We start from the raw sequence: 16915 nt of genomic DNA on the forward strand, positions 1-16915 counted from the left end.
ATGAGGGGTACCAAGCTGCTTGCAGGCTTCGCCGTGGCGGCGGCCGCCATTACGACGCTGTCCGTGCCGGCATTTGCCGACCCGACGACACCGCCGCTGCCGCCCCCGGTCCCGACGCCGCTGCGGACGCCGTCGCCGCCCAGCGACTACGACGCCCCGTTCAAGCAAACCGTGAACGGCTTCGGCATCTACCAGCCGCAGGACCAGCTCGCGTGGCTGGGCAAGATCACCTGCGACCGCTTGGGCAGGGGCGTGGACCACGATGCCTACCAGTCGGCCAACTTCATCCAGCACAACCTGCCGCGGGGCACCAGCCAGGGACAGGCGTTCCAGTTCCTCGGTGCGGCCGTCGACCACTACTGCCCGGATCAGGTGGGCGTGGTGCAGGCAGCCGGGAATCACCCGAACTAGTCAGCGCAGGGGCTTATGCCCCGCATGTAGCGCCACGATGCCGCCGGTCAGGTTGCGCCACCGCACGCCCGACCATCCCGCTTGTGCCATCTGTTCTGCCAGCGCGGCTTGATCGGGCCAGGCCCTGATCGACTCCGCGAGATACACGTAGGCATCGGGGTTGCTCGACACCGCCTGCGCCACCCGCGGCAGCGTCCGCATCAGATATTCCTTGTAGACGGTGGCGAACAGCGCGTTGGTGGGCGTGGAGAATTCACACACCACCAGGCGGCCGCCGGGCCGGGTGACCCGGGCCATCTCCCGCAGGCCCGCCTGCGGGTCGGCGACGTTACGCAACCCGAAACTGATTGTGACGGCATCGAATACGCCGTCGCCGAACGGCAGCTTGGTGGCATCGCCGGCAACCTTCGGCACCTTGCGCGCCCCACCGGCCGCGAGCATCCCGACCGAGAAATCCGCCGCCACACACCAGGCCCCGGATTTCTCCAGCTCCACCGTGGACACCGCGGTACCCGCCGCCAGATCGAGCACCTTGAGCCCGGGTCCGATCCGCAGCGCCGCGCGGGTGGCCCGTCGCCAATAGCGGTCCTGCCCCAGCGACAGCACGGTGTTGGTCAGGTCATAACGACGGGCGACGCCGTCGAACATCGACGCGACCTCCCGGGGATCCTTGTCCAAGGCCGCACGACTCACGACGAAGACGCTACCCGGCCCGATTCGGCCCGCCCGGGAATGGTGCGCCGTCGGAGGTGTTGCAGAAAGGCGTGAGCGAAAAAGTTTGGTTTATCACCGGTACATCACGTGGATTCGGGCACGAGTGGACGATCGCCGCGCTGGAGCGGGGCGACAAGGTGGCCGCCACCGCACGCAACACCGCCTCGCTGGACGACTTGGTCACCAAATACGGCGACGCGCTGCTGCCCATCGAGCTGGACGTCACCGACCGCGACGCGGATTTCGCCGCGGTCCAGCGGGCCCATGATCACTTCGGCCGGCTGGACATCGTGGTGAACAACGCCGGCTACGGCCATTTCGGGTTCATCGAGGAGCTGTCCGAGCAGGATGCCCGCGATCAGATCGAGACGAATGTGTTTGGCGCCCTGTGGGTCACCCAGGCCGCATTGCCTTACCTGCGCGAGCAGCGCAGCGGCCACATCATTCAGGTGTCGTCGATCGGCGGCATCACCGCGTTTCCTCTACTGGGCGGCTACCACGCGTCCAAGTGGGCACTGGAGGGCTTCTCGCAGGCGCTGGCCCAGGAGGTGGCGCCGTTCGGTGTGCACGTCACGCTGATCGAGCCGGCCAGCTTCGACACCGACTGGTCCGGCGCGTCGGCAAGGCACTCCGAGCCACTGCCCGCCTATGACGAGGTGCGCGCCGCGGTACAAGCCGCACGCGCTCGGCGCGCGGCCCAACCGGGCAATGCGAAAGCGTCGGCAGCCGCGCTGCTGAAGGTGGTGGACGCCGAGCAGCCGCCGCTGCGAGTGTTCTTCGGCGCTTTGCCGCTGCAGATCGCAAAAACCGACTACGAGAACCGGTTACGCACCTGGGAGCAGTGGCAGCCGGTCGCCGAGCTGGCACAGGGCTAACGACGCAACGTCATTCCCCGTGGGCGAGTTTGCGCTGCGAGATACGGGCGCGAGCCCGAGCGATAGGAGACTGCACGGCCGCGTAGTGGCCGAGCAGCTCCTCACAAATCGCGGGCCAGGTGCGGGCGAGCACGCTCTTGCGCGCGGCTTGCGAATAGCGCGAACGCTCTTGCAACAGATGGCCCACCGCCTCCGGTAGCCGCTGCTCGAATTCGCTTACGGGCAAGAGCAATCCGGTACGCCACGGGGTGACGAGGTCGCGCGGTCCACCGGCGTCGGGCGCGATCACCGGCAACCCGGACGCCAGCGCCTCCTGCACGACTTGGCAGAACGTCTCGTGCTCGCCGGTGTGGACGAAGACGTCCATGCTGGCGTAGGCCGCGGCGAGCTCCGCACCGTACATGGCACCGGTGAAAAGTGCTGTGGGCATTACCGATTGGAGCTTTTGCTGATCGACGCCGTCCCCGACGATGACGACCTGGACGTCGCCGGTCGCCGCCAGCCCGGCGAGGCGCTCCACATGCTTCTCGGGCGCCAGCCGCCCCACGAAGCCGACTATCGGCTTGCCGTCGGGCGACCAGTGCCGCCGCAGCGCCTCGTCGCGCGCCGACGGCGCGTAGCCCATGATGTCGACCCCGCGCGCCCAGTGATGGACCCGCGGGATTCGATGGGCGACAAGCGATTCCATTGTCGCTGTGGAAGGTGCCAGGGTGCGGTCGGCGAGGCGGTGCAGGTGGCGAAACCATGCCCATGCCGCCCGCGTCGTGATCCCGATGCCGTAGGACTCCGCGAAACCCGGAACGTCGGTTTGGTAGACGGCGACCGTCGGTACCCCGAGGTGGCGCGCGGCCAGCACGCCGCCGTAGCCCAGCAGCGCGGGCGATGCGAGATGCAGCACGTCGGGCTGGAATCCGCGCAGCACCTTCAGCAGTCGCGGCCGGGGCACCCCGAGCGGCAACGTGGTGACCTTCGGGAACATCCGCGACGGCACCCGGTGAACCCGGATGCCGTCGTGAATGCGCTCGGCGGGAGGTTCACCGGGCGGGGTGTCGGGGGCGATCACCAGAGCTTCGTGGCCCGTTCGACGCAGGTGCTCCAGCACTCGAATTACGGAATTACTGACACCGTTGACATGTGGCAGAAAAGATTCTGCGACGATCGCAACGCGCACCTCACCATAGTGTCAGCACTGCCTGTCGCTCAGGTTGCCGACTGGCATACGGGGCGCGAAATCTGCTGCTTAACGTGTTATGTGTCTTTGCTATCCACACTTTTGGCGGCCTCGCGGAGCGCCAGTCGCTTGTCTATCAGCGCCAGGCCTATCAGCACAACCAGTGCGACAAGCCAACTGACGACCGCGATCGAACCCGCCGGGATTATCGCCAGCCCGGCGTTGCGGTGCTGTACTCGCACCAGGTTCGGGTCGTTTTTGTTGTATTCGACGTATATCCGCATACCCGTGGCTAATTCGGACGGATATAGCACGCCGAGTTCGGGTCGGTAGGTGACTCGCTCGGGTGTGACGAATTCGATCGTGGACCGGCGCGGCCCCGCACTGAGCACCTCCGCTTGCGCCACACCCATGTTGTGTCGAATCGCGAGATCGTTGCGCCAGGCGCCGGCCACCAGCAACACCGACTGCAGCGTGACCAGACCGGCGACGATCAGCACCGCGATCCGGGTCAGCCGCAACGCAATCCGAGCCGGCGTGGTCGGGGGCTCATCGCTGCGGCCGTGGATCAAAATGCGCAGCAACGACTTTGGTGACGTCACAGGGCGGCCCTGATGGCGGCATGGAGTCCGCGCAACGAGGACCGGTCCGCCTTGACCTCCAGCACCCGCATGCCGGCGCCGGATTCGCCCAGCGCCGCATCCAGCTCGTCGACCTCGATCTGGCGGCTTTCGACGTGGTAAGCGCGGCAGAGCGCACCGACGTCCACATCGTGTGGGGTGCCGAAGATCCGCGAGGATACGTCGGAGAACCTCGGGTCGCCCTGCTCCAGCAATTCGAAGATGCCGCCGCCGTTGTCGTTGGACACCACGATGGTCAGCTGCCGCGGCGTCGGTTCGGTGGGACCGATCAGCAGCCCGGAGCTGTCGTGCACGAACGTCAGGTCGCCGATCAGGGCGATGGTGCGGGCCGGGTTGTCGGCCGTGCCGCCGCGTTCGTGCGCCAGTGCCGCACCGATCGCGGTGGACACGGTGCCGTCGATGCCGGCGACCCCGCGGTTGGACCGCACCCGGATGCCGTTGGTGTCGAGCCCCACCAGCGCGGCGTCGCGGACCGGATTGGACGCCCCGAGCACGAGCTGATCGCCCGGTCGCAAGGCATCCGCCACGGCCGCCGCGACATGCAGACCGGTGGTCAACGGGTGCGCCGCGAGCTGGCCGCGGACCGCCGCGACCGCGTGCCGGTTCATCTGCGCACAGCGGTCCAGCCACGCTGGGTCGGGCGTCCCGGTGGTGACCGCCCGGGTTCCGGTGGCTTGCGAGTTTCCCGAGACATCCGGCCAGCGCGGCCCGGTGGTCAGCGCATACACCGGCACCTGAGGGTCGGCCAGCAGTGCCGAGACCGGGCGATGCAGGGTCGGGCGGCCGAGCATGATCACCTGCTTCGGGCGCAGCAGGGACAGGGCCAGCGGGTGCAGCGGGTTGGCCGCCGGCGGCGCGGTCGGCTCGGCCACCGTCGGAAGCTGCGCGAGGGTGGGCTGCGTCCCCGCGCCGTGCCCGGCGATGACGACGGTGTCGGGCGACAGGTCGATTTCCAGCGGCTGGTCGAAGGTGACCGGCGGCGTGTAGGTCCACGGATTGCCGTCGGGCCGGCCCGGCGGCGTCACGGCGCCGCCCGGTTCGGGATCCGGCACCAGGGGCTCGCGCAGCGGGATGTCGAACTGCACGGGCCCGGCGTTGGCGGTGCGAGACCCGGTAGCGGCCGCCAACACCCGGCAGGTGGCCGATCGCCAGGTCGCGTTGAGCGAATCCAGCCGTTCGGGTGCGTCTTCGGCCAGGCCGAGGCTAATCGCGGCGCGAACCTGGGTGCCGAAGTAGCCCAGCTGCTCCATGGTCTGGTTGGCCCCGGTGCCCAGCAATTCGTAGGGCCGGTTGGCCGACAGCACGATCAGCGGAACGCGCGCGTAGTTCGCCTCGACGACGGCCGGTCCGAGGTTGGCGACGGCGGTGCCCGAGGTCATCGCGACGCATACCGGCGCGCCGGCCGCGATCGCCAGGCCGATGGCCAGATAGCCGGCGGTGCGTTCGTCGATGCGCACGTGCAACCGGATGCGGCCGCAGCGATCGGCGTCCTGCAACGCGAACGCCAGCGGGGCGTTGCGCGAGCCGGGGCATAACACCACGTCGCGGACGCCCCCGCGGATCAGCTCGTCAACGACGACGCGGGCCTGTGTCGTCGAGGGGTTCACTCCTACAGGGTGTCACAGGGCCCAAACCACGCGTCGAACGTGGACTTGTCGGGCCGAATCCCCGCTATTTCGCCCAACAAGTCGACGTTGGGCAAAAGATCAGGCCTTGACGTCGGAGAAGAACTTCAGCGCGACGCTGTTGACCGCCTCGGGCCGCTCCAGGAAGCCGAGGTGACCCGCGTCGGGGATCTGCACGTAGCGGCCGTTGGGCAAGGCGTCGGCGACCTCGCGCCCCAGATGCGGTGGGGTGATCACGTCGTCGGCGAAACCCATCACCAGCACCGGGGTGTTGATGCCGCGGTACGCGGCCAGCCGGTTGGTCTGCGGGGACACGCTCAGCTGGGTGCGCAGCCCGGGTGTGCGCTTGACCGGCCAGGCCCGAAACATGGTGATCCAGTCGGCCACGAGCACGTCGTCGTTGATCGTCTTGCGCGAAAAGTTTTCCAGCACACGGACTTTCGCCTCATAGGCGGGCGGCAGTTCGGTGTTGGACGCATACAGCTCTTGCTCGCCCTCGTGAAAGCCCTGACGGGCGCGGTCCAGGCGGCCGCGGGTGGCCATCAGCACCGCGGCGGTCACCAGGTCGGGGCGGGCCACCATCAGCTCCTGGGCGATGAAGGCTCCCATCGAAACCCCGACGATGCGCGCCGGGGCGGCGTCCAGGGATTCGATCAGGGCCGCGGTGTCGGCGACCATGGTCTGGGTCGTGAAACCCTCGGCGTTTTCGGTGGCGCCGATGCCGCGATTGTCGAAGGTGATCACGCGGTAGCCGGCCGACATGAACGCCGGGACCTGATGCGGCAACCAGGTGCGCCCGGGGCCGCCGCTGCCCGAGATGAAGACCACGGGCTCACCGCTACCGCGGTCGTCGTATGCCAGGTTGATCACTCGGACGACGGTACAAGGAGCGGATGGCAGGCCGTGATCCGGTCGATCCACCACTGCCGCCGCTCGGGCGGCGCCTGTAGCGCCCGCAGCCGCTGCGGGTCGGGTGTGACCGGCCCGACGGCCAGATGGCCGTCGCCGGCCGCGGGAACGTCGGCCACGTCTTCGACGAACAGGCCGCCGGTGCCCAGCCCGCAGGCGTGCCGCAGGTGGGGCAATGCCGCCGCGGCGGCCAGCCCGGCGGCGATGCCCACCGCCGAGTCGAGCGCGCTGGAGACCACCACCGGGATGTCGATCTGCGCGGTGATGTCCAGCAGGGCCGAAATCCCGCCCAGCGGGGCGACTTTGAGCACCGCGATGTCGGCGGCGCCGGCGCGGACCACGGCCAGCGGGTCGTCGGCCTTGCGGATGCTTTCGTCGGCGGCGATCGGAACGTCCGACATGTCCGGGCGCCGCCGCAGCTCGGCCAGCTCGTCGACGGTGGCGCAGGGCTGCTCGAGGTATTCCAGCGGGCCGTCGGCGGTCAGCGCCGCCGCGGCCCGCGCCGCCTCCTCGACCGTCCACCCGCCGTTGGCGTCCACCCGCACCGTCGAGATCCGTTCGCGCACCGCGTTGACCCGGGCGACGTCGTCGGCCAGCGTCTGCCCGGGCTCGGCGACCTTCACCTTGGCCGTCGCGGCACCGGGAAAGCGGGCCAGCACCTCGCCGACCTGCGCGGCGGCCACGGCCGGCACGGTGGCGTTGATCGGGATGCGCTCGCGGTGCACCGGCGGCGGCTGCCGGTAGGCGCCCTCGATGCCCGACGCCAGCCACGCCGACGCCTCCGCGGGCCCGTACTCCACGAAGGCCCCGAACTCGCCCCAGCCCGCCGGGCCCTCGATCAGCGCGACCTCGCGGGTGGTGATGCCGCGAAACCGCACCCGCATCGGCAGCGCCACCACATGCAGGCGGTCGAGCAGATCGTCTAAAGCGGGCCTCACTGGCTGTAGACCTGGCGGCCCGCCAGATACGTCGCGCGCACGTCGAGATCGGCGATCTGCTCGGGCGGCACCGTCCGGGGATCGGCCGACAGCACCACCAGGTCCGCGTACTTGCCGACCTCGAGCGAGCCGACGACGTCGTCGGCGAACAGCTGCCAGGCCGCGTCGATGGTCTGCGCGCGGATCGCCTGTTCGACCGTCAGGCACTCTTCGGGCGCCAGCACCCGGCCGCTGGGCGCCGTGCGGGTCACGGCCACGCTGATGTTGCGCAGCGGCTCCTCCGGCGTGACCGGCGGGTCGTTGTGCAACGAGATGCGCATCCCGGTGGCCACCGCGGAACCTGCCGGCATCCAACGGGATCCGCGCTCGGCCCCGAACAGCCCGTCGACGATCACGTCGCCCCAGTAGTGGATCTGGTCGACGAAGATGCTGCAGGTCACGCCGAGGTCGGCGGCTCGCTGTAGCTGCTCGGGCCGGATGGCGCCGACGTGCTCGAGGCGCAGCCGGTGGTCGTGGCGCGGGTTGTTGCGCAGCGCCTCTTCGTAGACATCGAGGATGGTGTCGACGCCGGCGTCGCCCTGCACGTGGCAGGCCATCTGCCAGCCCTGCGGGAAGTACGCGCCGACGATCTCGCGCAGTTGCTCGGCGGTGTAGTTCGCGCAGCCGCACGAACCGGGCGGGATGCCGATGGAGCGGGTGGCCTCGGTGTCCAGGTACGGAAAGGACAGCGCGATGTTGCCGATCCACGGCGAACCGTCCACCCAGATCTTGATGCCGACCTGACGCATGATGTCGTCGCCCTGGCCGGGTGTCGCGGCGGTGGACATCTGCGGGTTGGAGACCTCGTAGGTGCGCAGCCGGACCGTGAGCCGATCGTGCAACTGGGAGACCAACGGCCCGAAGTTCGGGTCGAACGCCATCTCCGAGCAGGTGGTCAGCCCGGCCCGGTTGAGCCGAGCGCACTCGGCGAGCAGCATCGCCGGGTAGCTGTCGGCCGAGATGGCGCCACCGAGCAGCGGGAACACCGCGGCGATCTCCTCGGCGGTGCCGTCGAGGTCGCCGTTGGCGTCGCGACCGTATTTGGCGCCCTTGGGATCCGGGGTGTCCCGGGTCAGTCCGTTGAGCCGCGCGGCGTGCGAGTTGAAGTAGGCCTTGTGCCCGGAGTTGTGGATGACGACCAGCGGACCGTCCGGGGCGATGTCGTCGAGCCAGGCCAGCGTTGGGTCGGGCAGGCCCGATTGCAACAGCGCGTCCCAGCCGTTCAGGTAGGCGCCGGTCGATCCGCGCCGCGCGACCTCTGTGCGGATCGCGGCGACGACGTCGTCGGGGCCGGCCATGGTGACCGGCCGGATGTCGACGATGCGGTCCGACAGCGCGACGGCCTCCATCAGCGGATGACCGTGTGCCTCGATGAATCCCGGCATCACGCACCCGTCGCCGACGTCGACGGTGTGGGTGTCGGCGCCGATGAATCCGGCGACCTCGGAGCGGCTGCCGACGGCGATGATGCGGCCACCGGCGATGGCAAGCGCCTCGGCGGTGGGCCTCTCGTCGTCGACGGTCAGGATGGTTCCGGTAACGACGAGATCTGCCTGCGCCATGAGCCCAGAGCCTAGTGATGGTTGCGGTGTGTCAGGGTGTTGCTGACTGGAATTGCAACACGTTCTAGTCTGACGCTATGAGTGACGACTTGTTGCGCCATCCGACCCATAACGGCCATCTGCTGGTGGGCGCGCTCAAGCGCCACAAGAACCGGCCGGTGCTGTTCCTCGGCGACACCACCCTGACCGGGGGCCAATTGGCCGAGCGGATCAGCCAGTACACCCAGGCGTTCGAGGCGCTCGGCGCCGGCACCGGCGTCACGGTGGGACTGCTGGCGCTGAACCGCCCCGAGGTGCTGATGATCCTCGGCGCCAGTCAGACCCAGGGCTACCGGCGCACCGCGCTGCATCCGCTCGGCTCGCTGGACGACCACGCCTACGTGCTGTCCGACTGTGGTGCCACCTCGCTGATCGTCGACCCCAACCCGGCGTTCGTCGAGCGCGCATTGGGGCTGCTGGAAAAGGTCGGGTCGCTCAAGCAGATCCTGACGATCGGCCCGGTTCCCCGGGCCCTCGACGGGGTGGCCGTGGACCTGTCGGCCGAGGCGGCCAAGTACGAGCCCAAGCCGTTGGTCGTCGCCGAGCTGCCGCCGGACCACATCGGCGGCATGGCCTACACCGGCGGCACCACCGGCAAGCCCAAGGGCGTGTTGGGGACCACCGGGAACATCGCCGCCATGACCCAGATTCAGCTGGCCGAATGGGAGTGGCCGGAGTCCCCCCGGTTCCTGATGTGCACGCCGCTCTCGCACGCCGGCGCGGCCTTTTTCACGCCCACGGTGGTCAAGGGCGGCGAGATGGTCGTGCTGAGCAAGTTCGACCCGGCCGAGGTGCTGAAAACGATCGAGGAGCAGAAGATCACGGCCACCATGCTGGTGCCCTCGATGCTCTATGCGCTGATGGACCACCCGGATTCGCAGACCCGCGACCTGTCCTCGCTGGAGACCGTCTACTACGGCGCCTCGGCGATGAACCCGGTGCGGCTGGCCGAGGCGATCCGGCGGTTCGGCCCGATCTTCGCCCAGTACTACGGCCAGTCCGAGGCGCCGATGGCGATCACCTACCTGCCCAAGGCCGATCACGACGAGAAACGGTTGACGTCGTGCGGACGCCCGACGCTGTTCGCCCGGGTGGCGCTGCTGGGCGAGGACGGCAAGCCGGTGCCGCAGGGCGAGCCGGGCGAGATCTGTGTCAGTGGACCGCTGCTGGCGGGCGGCTACTGGAATCTTCCGGAGGCGACGGCCGAAACGTTCAGGGACGGCTGGCTGCACACCGGCGACATGGCCCGCGAGGACGAGGACGGCTTCTACTTCATCGTCGACCGGGTCAAGGACATGATCGTCACCGGCGGGTTCAACGTCTTCCCCCGCGAGGTCGAGGACGTCATCGCCGAGCACGCGGCCGTCGCGCAGGTGTGCGTCGTCGGCACCCCGGACGACAAGTGGGGCGAGGCCGTCACCGCCGTGATCGTGCTGCGCTCCGACGCCCCGCGCGACGACGCGGCGATCGAGAAGATGACCGCCGAGATCCAGGCCGCCGTCAAGGAGCGCAAGGGCTCGGTGCAATCGCCCAAGCGGGTCGAGATCGTCGACGCGCTGCCGCTGACCGGGCTGGGCAAGCCGGACAAGAAGGCCGTGCGGGCGCGGTTCTGGGAAGGCGCCGGCCGCGCCGTCGGCTAGGTCGTGCTCGAGCGCCCGGCCAGCCGGACGTTCGTGGCCCAGCGCCCGGCCAGCCGGGGCGTCGCGTTGGGGCTAGCGGGCGATGCCGGCCAATAGCAGGTCGAGCATGCGGCCCGTCTGCTCGGGCGAGCTGCTGACGAGAAAGATTCCGATCAGGCTGGACACCACGTCCTCGGCCGATACGTCGGAGCGCAGGCTGCCTTCGTCGGCGCCGGCTCGCAACAGCGTGTCGGTCGCGGCGACGATGCGCGCATGCATCTCGCTGATCTCCACGGCCCCCGATTCGACCATCGCGCGCAATGAGTCGGCCATTCCCTTCTTAGCTGCGACGAAGCCGGCGTACCGATCCATCCAGTGCCGCAGCGCAATCTTCGGTGGATGGCGCCGCACCAGTCGATCCGCCTCCGCGACCACCTCGGCCAGCTCCGCGCGGTAGATCGCCTCGACCAAGGCGTCCCGGGTGGGGAAATGGCGGTACAGCGTGCCAATCCCGACGCCGGCCTCACGGGCGATGGACTCCAGCGATACCGGCCGCCCCTCGGCGGCGGCGAAAGCCGAGGTTGCCACCTGGAGAAGCTTTTCGCGGTTCCGGCGCGCGTCGGACCGGTTCGGTGCGGACAAAGCGGAGGTTCCTCCGTTTTTGCTAGGCTCTGAAGACAAGCGGAGGGTCCTCCGCATTTCTCAGTGTACGAGCGAGGGAGCACCATGACGGACAAGCCACAGCCCGGCGGTCTCGGCCGCATCGGCACCGCGACCGTCGCCCGCGTCGGCTACGGCGCCATGCAACTCTTCGAGTCCATCTCCGCCGACGACGCCGCCGCGGTGCTGCGCCGCGCGGTCGAGCTCGGCGTCAACCACATCGACACCGCGTCGTTCTACGGCCCCGGCGAGGTGAATCGCAGGATCCGCGCGGCGCTGGCCCCCTACCCCGACGACCTCGTCATCGTCAGCAAGGTCGGTGCGCGGTGGACCGGCGAACAACCGATACCCCTAGCGGCCGCACAGAAGCCCGCGGAGCTGCGCGCCGCCGTCGAGGACGACCTCCACCAACTCGGCCTCGAGCGCATTCCGGTGGTGAATCTGCGGCGCATGGACCTCGGGCCCGGGCTGGCCGCCGAGGGCGACCAGATCGTCGACCTCGACGACCAGCTGGCCGAGATGATCGCGCTGCGCGACGAGGGCAAGATCGACGCCATCGGCGTCAGCAGCGTGCCGGTCGACGTGGTGCGCCGGGCGCTGCCAGCCGGAATCGTCTGCGTGCAGAACGCCTACAGCCTGCTGGACCGTTCACAAGAAGAGACGCTCGAGCTCTGCATCGCCCGAGGCATCGCGTGGGTGCCGTTCTTCCCGCTCGGGTCGTCGCTTCCGGACTTCCCCAAAATGGCCGACGATCCCGTGGTGCTCGACATCGCGGGCGAACTCGGCGCCACACCCGCTCAGGTGGGGCTGGCCTGGGTGTTGGCAAATGCGCCGAATACGTTGCTGATTCCCGGCACCCGGTCGATCGCGCACCTGGAGGAAAACATCGGCGCCGCGGGAGTCGCGCTGAGCGCCGACGCCCTGGCACGGCTGGACATCGTCGGTACGCGGCAGGGACACGCCCACGGGGTCGAACCCTTCCTGAAGTAACGTCGCTGCCATGGCCAGTGGCAAACCGATCAAGCCGCCCTGGTGGCTGAAGCCGGCGAACAAACTCTTTATCCAGATGTCGCGGCTGGGAATGAGTTTCGGCGGGGAAAGCCCCGTCGTGCTGACGGTGCGGGGACGCAAGTCGGGACGCGAGCGCTCGACGCCCGTGACGCCGATGACCGTGGACGGCAAGCAGTACGTCGTCGCCGGATTTCCCGGCGCCGACTGGGTGGCCAATGCGCGGGCCGCCGAGCAGGCGACCGTGGCGCGCGGCCGCCACGTCCAGCGGGTGCGGATGGTGGAGTTGTCCGCGGCGGACGCGCGGCCGATTCTGCGGGTGTTCCCCCAGGAGGTACCCACGGGTGTGGGATTCATGAAGCGGGCCGGACTCGTCACCGAGGGCAGTCCCGACGAGTTCGAGTGTCTGGCGGGCCGCTGCGCGGTATTCCGCCTGGACCCGGTCTAGGAGTTGAATAACCTTGAGTGACAACCCATTTGATCCGCAAGCGTGGCGGCCCGTCGACGGCTTCGGCGATCTGACCGACATCACCTACCACCGCCATGTCGACGACGCCACGGTGCGGGTCGCGTTCGACCGCCCCGAGGTGCGCAACGCGTTTCGGCCGCACACCGTCGACGAGCTGTACCGGGTGCTCGACCACGCCCGGATGTCGCCCGACGTCGGCGTGGTGCTGCTGACCGGTAACGGCCCGTCGCCCAAGGACGGCGGCTGGGCGTTCTGCTCCGGCGGCGACCAGCGCATCCGCGGGCGCTCGGGCTATCAATACGCCTCCGGCGAGACCGCCGACACCGTCGACGCCGCCCGCGCCGGCCGGTTGCACATCCTCGAGGTGCAGCGGCTGATCCGCTTCATGCCCAAGGTGGTCATCTGTCTGGTCAACGGCTGGGCCGCCGGTGGCGGGCACAGCCTGCACGTGGTCTGCGACCTCACCCTGGCCAGTCGCGAGCACGCCCGCTTCAAGCAGACCGACGCCGACGTCGGCAGCTTCGACGGCGGCTACGGCAGCGCGTATCTGGCCCGTCAGGTCGGCCAGAAGTTCGCCCGGGAGATCTTCTTCCTCGGCCGCCCGTACACCGCCGAGCAGATGCACCACATGGGCGCGGTCAACGAGGTTGTCGATCATGGCGACCTCGAGAAGGTCGCCATCGAGTGGGCCGCCGAGATCAACGCCAAATCCCCGCAGGCGCAACGGATGCTCAAGTTCGCGTTCAACCTGCTTGACGACGGCCTGGTGGGCCAGCAGCTGTTCGCGGGTGAGGCCACCCGGCTGGCGTACATGACCGACGAGGCGGTCGAGGGCCGCGACGCGTTCCTGGAAAAGCGTGACCCGGACTGGAGCCCCTTCCCGCGCTATTTCTAGGGGCCCACCGCCGCCGCCTAGACTCGCGGCCTGTGAGCAAGAGTCCCCTTCGCCGGTTCGCCGACCAGATCGTGCTGGCCAGCATGCGGCCGCCCATGTCGCCACAAGTGCTGGTCAACCGGCCCGCGATCAAGCCAATCGACCTGGAAGGCAAGCGGATCCTGCTGACCGGGGCGTCGTCGGGCATCGGTGAAGCCGGCGCCGAACGGCTGGCCGAGCACGGCGCCACCGTGGTGGTCGTCGCCCGCCGCCAGGACCGCCTTGACGCGCTGGCCGAGCGGATCACCTCGGCGGGCGGCACGGCGCTGTCGATCGCCTGCGACGTCTCCGACATGGACGCCGTGGACGCATTGGTCGCCGACGTCGAAAGCCGGCTTGGCGGAGTCGACATCCTGATCAACAACGCCGGCCGGTCCATCCGCCGACCGCTGGTCGAGTCGCTGGAGCGCTGGCACGACGTCGAGCGGACCATGGTGCTCAACTACTACGCGCCGCTGCGGCTGATGCGCGGGCTCGCGCCGGGCATGCTGGATCGCGGCGACGGCCACATCATCAACGTGTCGACCTGGGGGGTGCTGTCGGAGGCGTCGCCGTTGTTCGCGCCCTACAACGCGTCCAAGGCGGCCCTGTCGGCGGTGAGCCGCGTCGCCGAAACGGAGTGGGGCCGACGGGGTGTGCACTCGACGACGCTGTACTACCCGCTGGTCGCCACCCCGATGATCGCCCCGACGAAGGCCTACGACGGGTTGCCGGCGCTGACATCCGAAGAAGCCGCCGAGTGGATGGTCACCGCCGCGCGCACCCGGCCGGTGCGGATCGCCCCGCGGATGGCGATCGCTGCCCGGGCACTCGACACCATCGGGCCCCGCTGGATGAACACGATCATGCAACGCCAAAACCTGCAGCCCAACCGTGAAGACGGGAGCTGATAACCCGGCTTCGGAGTGTTAGCGTTGCGTTCTCAGGGCCATGTCGGACGTCTGGAACACCATCGCTGCCGAGCGCGGAGCGCTCGCGAGCGACCTCGCCGACCTCACGCCGGCGCAATGGGACGCGCCGTCGCTGTGCCCGGGTTGGACCGTCCGTGACTTGGTCGCTCACCTGTCGGCGACGGCGTCGCTGAATCCGGCCAGCTTCTTTGCCGCAATGGCGAAGGCGCGGTTCAACTTCGACAGGTTCGCCAACGGTCAGATCGCCAAGCACCTCGGCCCCGACCCGGCCGCCACGCTGGCCGAGTTTCGCGGCGTGCAGCATTCCACCTCGGCACCGCCCGGCCCCACCACCTCGTGGCTGGGCGAGGTGGTGATCCACGGCGCCGATATCCGCCGCCCGCTGGGCATCTCGCACACCTACGACTTGGACGCCGTTGGCCGGGTGATCGACTTCTACAAGGGCTCCAACATGCTCATCGGCGCCAAGAAGCGCATTGCCGGGCTGAGTTTGACCGCCACCGACTGCGACTGGCGACACGGTCAGGGCGACACCGTCGAGGGACCGCTGCTGTCACTGCTGCTCGCCATGACCGGGCGGCCCAGCGCGTGCGACGACCTCGCCGGGCCGGGTGTCGCCACGCTGCAAAGCCGATGCGCGTCAGCCCGATAGCGGACGTGATAGACACGACGTCATGGAGATCCTGTTCAGCCGGATGCTGCTGCGGCCGGCTGACTACGTGCGCTCGCTGACGTTCTACCGCGACGAGATCGGACTCGCCATCTACCGCGACTATGGCGCGGGCACAGTGTTTTTCGCCGGTCAGTCTTTGCTGGAGCTCGCCGGCTGGAGCGACGCCGACCAATCTCGGGGGCCCTTCCCGGGTGCACTGTGGCTACAGGTCCGCGACATCGAGGCGACCCAGGCCGAATTGGTGGGCCGCGGGGTGCCGATTGCCCGCGAGGCGCGACGCGAACCGTGGGGATTAACGGAGATGCACGTGACCGATCCGGACGGCATTACCCTGATCTTCGTCGAGGTCCCGGGCGACCACCCGTTACGCCGCGACACCCGAGGTGAACAGCAGGGAACGGCTGGTTAACTGACAGGTAACATCTGGCGACGAGTCGAGATATACCTGCGATTAGCTTCCGTGTGCGTTCGACAATTTAATTCCCCAACCACCAGAATCAGGCGCTGTGGACATACAACTGTTCCTCTTGATCATTGTCGTCGTCACGGCTTTGGCTTTCGATTTCACCAACGGCTTCCATGACACAGCGAACGCGATGGCGACCTCGATCGCCAGTGGCGCGCTCAAGCCCAAGACGGCCGTCGCGCTCTCCGCGGCGCTCAACTTGGTAGGCGCGTTCCTGTCGACCACCGTCGCCGCCACGATCGCCAAGGGCCTCATCGATTCCAGCATCGTTTCGCTGGAGTTGGTGTTTGCCGGCCTGGTCGGCGGCGTCGTCTGGAACCTGCTGACCTGGCTGCTCGGCATCCCTTCCAGCTCGTCTCACGCGCTGATCGGCGGCATCGTCGGTGCCACGATCGCGGCCGTGGGGGCGCACGGGGTGATCTGGTCGGGCGTGATGTCCAAGGCGATCATCCCGGCCGTCGTGTCGGTGTTCGTGGCGCTGTTCGTCGGCGCATGCGCAACCTGGGCGGTCTTCCGGATCACCAAGGGCCTACAGAAGGAGCGGACCGAAGCCGGGTTCCGGCGCGGCCAGATCGGCTCGGCGTCGCTGGTCTCGTTGGCGCACGGCACCAACGATGCCCAGAAGACGATGGGCATCATCTTCCTGGCGCTGATGTCCTACGGGTCGGTCAGCAAGAGCGCCGCGGTCCCGCCGATGTGGGTCATCGTGGCCTGCGCCATCGCGATGGCCACCGGCACTTACCTGGGCGGCTGGCGGATCATCCGCACCCTGGGCAAGGGACTCGTCGAGATCACGTCGCCCCAAGGCATGGCCGCCGAATCGTCTTCTGCCGCAGTCATTCTGCTGTCCGCCCACTTCGGCTACGCATTGTCCACGACCCAGGTCTGCACCGGCTCGGTGATGGGCAGCGGACTGGGCAAGCCCGGCGGCGAGGTCCGCTGGGGCGTGGCCGGGCGCATGGCCGTCGCATGGCTGGTGACCCTTCCGCTGGCCGGCCTGGTCGGCGCGATCACCTACTGGATCGTCCACTACATCGGCGGATACCCCGGCGCCGTCGTCGGCTTCGGCCTGCTGGTCGGCGTCTCTTCCGCGATCTACATCCGGTCGCGGAAGAACAAGGTCGACCAGAACAACGTCAACGACGAATGGAAGGGCGACCTGACCGCCGGCCTCGATGAGAACAAGCCGTCCCGGGGGGCCAAGGTTGGCGCCGCTGCCGGTTCCGACGACGTGAGTGTGGGGTAGCGTCC

18 protein-coding genes are annotated in these 16915 nt (G+C 68.7%); 10 read left to right on the forward strand and 8 right to left on the reverse strand.

Annotation, left to right across the window (positions count from 1 at the left end; genetic code table 11):
* On the forward strand, positions 1–411 hold the full coding sequence (locus tag G6N55_RS13275; RefSeq protein WP_085222853.1) for a DUF732 domain-containing protein: 411 nt from the start codon (positions 1–3) through the stop codon (positions 409–411).
* Here the strand turns inward: G6N55_RS13275 and G6N55_RS13280 are convergent, their stop codons facing one another.
* Positions 412–1104 (reverse strand): demethylmenaquinone methyltransferase, encoded by a 693-nt coding sequence (locus G6N55_RS13280; protein ID WP_085222852.1) that lies wholly within the window; start codon positions 1102–1104, stop codon positions 412–414.
* Positions 1105–1175: 71 nt separating this feature from the next.
* Here G6N55_RS13280 and G6N55_RS13285 point away from each other — a divergent pair, with 71 nt between their 5' ends.
* Positions 1176–2000 (forward strand): SDR family oxidoreductase, encoded by an 825-nt coding sequence (locus tag G6N55_RS13285; protein ID WP_085223035.1) that lies wholly within the window; start codon positions 1176–1178, stop codon positions 1998–2000.
* A gap of 10 nt (positions 2001–2010) precedes the next feature.
* Here G6N55_RS13285 and G6N55_RS13290 read toward each other — a convergent pair whose 3' ends face one another.
* The 6 genes from G6N55_RS13290 to G6N55_RS13315 all read right to left on the reverse strand — a co-directional run bounded on the left by G6N55_RS13290 (position 2011) and on the right by G6N55_RS13315 (position 8885).
* Positions 2011–3171 carry a glycosyltransferase family 4 protein gene (locus tag G6N55_RS13290; RefSeq protein ID WP_085222851.1) on the reverse strand — a complete coding sequence of 387 codons (1161 nt, stop codon included), beginning with the start codon at positions 3169–3171 and terminating at the stop codon, positions 2011–2013.
* Between the two features lie 77 nt (positions 3172–3248).
* The gene (locus G6N55_RS13295; RefSeq protein WP_085222850.1) at positions 3249–3773 is read right to left on the reverse strand and encodes a DUF3592 domain-containing protein; all 525 of its coding nucleotides are present in this window, start codon (positions 3771–3773) and stop codon (positions 3249–3251) included.
* On the reverse strand, positions 3770–5419 hold the full coding sequence (menD, locus tag G6N55_RS13300) for a 2-succinyl-5-enolpyruvyl-6-hydroxy-3-cyclohexene-1-carboxylic-acid synthase (protein ID WP_085222849.1): 1650 nt from the start codon (positions 5417–5419) through the stop codon (positions 3770–3772). The genes G6N55_RS13295 and menD overlap by 4 nt, the downstream gene beginning before the upstream one ends.
* 99 nt (positions 5420–5518) lie before the next feature.
* Positions 5519–6307, reverse strand: coding sequence for an alpha/beta fold hydrolase (locus G6N55_RS13305; protein WP_085222848.1), 789 nt, complete (start codon positions 6305–6307; stop codon positions 5519–5521).
* Positions 6304–7230, reverse strand: coding sequence for an o-succinylbenzoate synthase (locus tag G6N55_RS13310; RefSeq protein WP_372517614.1), 927 nt, complete (start codon positions 7228–7230; stop codon positions 6304–6306). The genes G6N55_RS13305 and G6N55_RS13310 overlap by 4 nt, the downstream gene beginning before the upstream one ends.
* Positions 7231–7280: 50 nt before the next feature.
* Positions 7281–8885 (reverse strand): amidohydrolase, encoded by a 1605-nt coding sequence (locus tag G6N55_RS13315; RefSeq protein WP_085222846.1) that lies wholly within the window; start codon positions 8883–8885, stop codon positions 7281–7283.
* 77 nt (positions 8886–8962) lie between these two features.
* Here G6N55_RS13315 and fadD8 point away from each other — a divergent pair, with 77 nt between their 5' ends.
* Positions 8963–10564 (forward strand): fatty-acid--CoA ligase FadD8, encoded by a 1602-nt coding sequence (gene fadD8, locus G6N55_RS13320; protein ID WP_085222845.1) that lies wholly within the window; start codon positions 8963–8965, stop codon positions 10562–10564.
* 72 nt (positions 10565–10636) lie between these two features.
* Here fadD8 and G6N55_RS13325 read toward each other — a convergent pair whose 3' ends face one another.
* Complete coding sequence (locus tag G6N55_RS13325) at positions 10637–11185, reverse strand: TetR/AcrR family transcriptional regulator (RefSeq protein WP_276072091.1); 549 nt, start codon at positions 11183–11185, stop codon at positions 10637–10639.
* 84 nt (positions 11186–11269) lie between these two features.
* Between G6N55_RS13325 and G6N55_RS13330 the strand changes: the two genes are divergently transcribed.
* From G6N55_RS13330 to G6N55_RS13360, 7 genes are all read left to right on the forward strand, one after another.
* Positions 11270–12193 (forward strand): aldo/keto reductase, encoded by a 924-nt coding sequence (locus tag G6N55_RS13330; protein ID WP_085222843.1) that lies wholly within the window; start codon positions 11270–11272, stop codon positions 12191–12193.
* Positions 12194–12203: 10 nt separating this feature from the next.
* Positions 12204–12659, forward strand: a complete 456-nt coding sequence (locus G6N55_RS13335) for a nitroreductase family deazaflavin-dependent oxidoreductase (protein WP_085222842.1) — start codon at positions 12204–12206, stop codon at positions 12657–12659.
* Between the two features lie 13 nt (positions 12660–12672).
* Entirely contained in the window at positions 12673–13575 is a 903-nt protein-coding gene (locus tag G6N55_RS13340) for a 1,4-dihydroxy-2-naphthoyl-CoA synthase (RefSeq protein WP_085222841.1), read from the forward strand.
* Between the two features lie 32 nt (positions 13576–13607).
* Positions 13608–14504, forward strand: a complete 897-nt coding sequence (locus tag G6N55_RS13345) for an SDR family oxidoreductase (RefSeq protein ID WP_085222840.1) — start codon at positions 13608–13610, stop codon at positions 14502–14504.
* A 40-nt stretch (positions 14505–14544) separates the two neighbouring features.
* The gene (locus tag G6N55_RS13350) at positions 14545–15177 is read left to right on the forward strand and encodes a maleylpyruvate isomerase family mycothiol-dependent enzyme (RefSeq protein WP_085222839.1); all 633 of its coding nucleotides are present in this window, start codon (positions 14545–14547) and stop codon (positions 15175–15177) included.
* A gap of 22 nt (positions 15178–15199) precedes the next feature.
* Complete coding sequence (locus G6N55_RS13355; RefSeq protein WP_085222838.1) at positions 15200–15607, forward strand: VOC family protein; 408 nt, start codon at positions 15200–15202, stop codon at positions 15605–15607.
* Between the two features lie 97 nt (positions 15608–15704).
* Positions 15705–16910 carry an inorganic phosphate transporter gene (locus G6N55_RS13360; protein ID WP_085222837.1) on the forward strand — a complete coding sequence of 402 codons (1206 nt, stop codon included), beginning with the start codon at positions 15705–15707 and terminating at the stop codon, positions 16908–16910.
* Positions 16911–16915 lie beyond the last annotated feature (5 nt).

This window comes from Mycobacterium florentinum (assembly GCF_010730355.1).
GTDB lineage: Bacteria > Actinomycetota > Actinomycetes > Mycobacteriales > Mycobacteriaceae > Mycobacterium > Mycobacterium florentinum.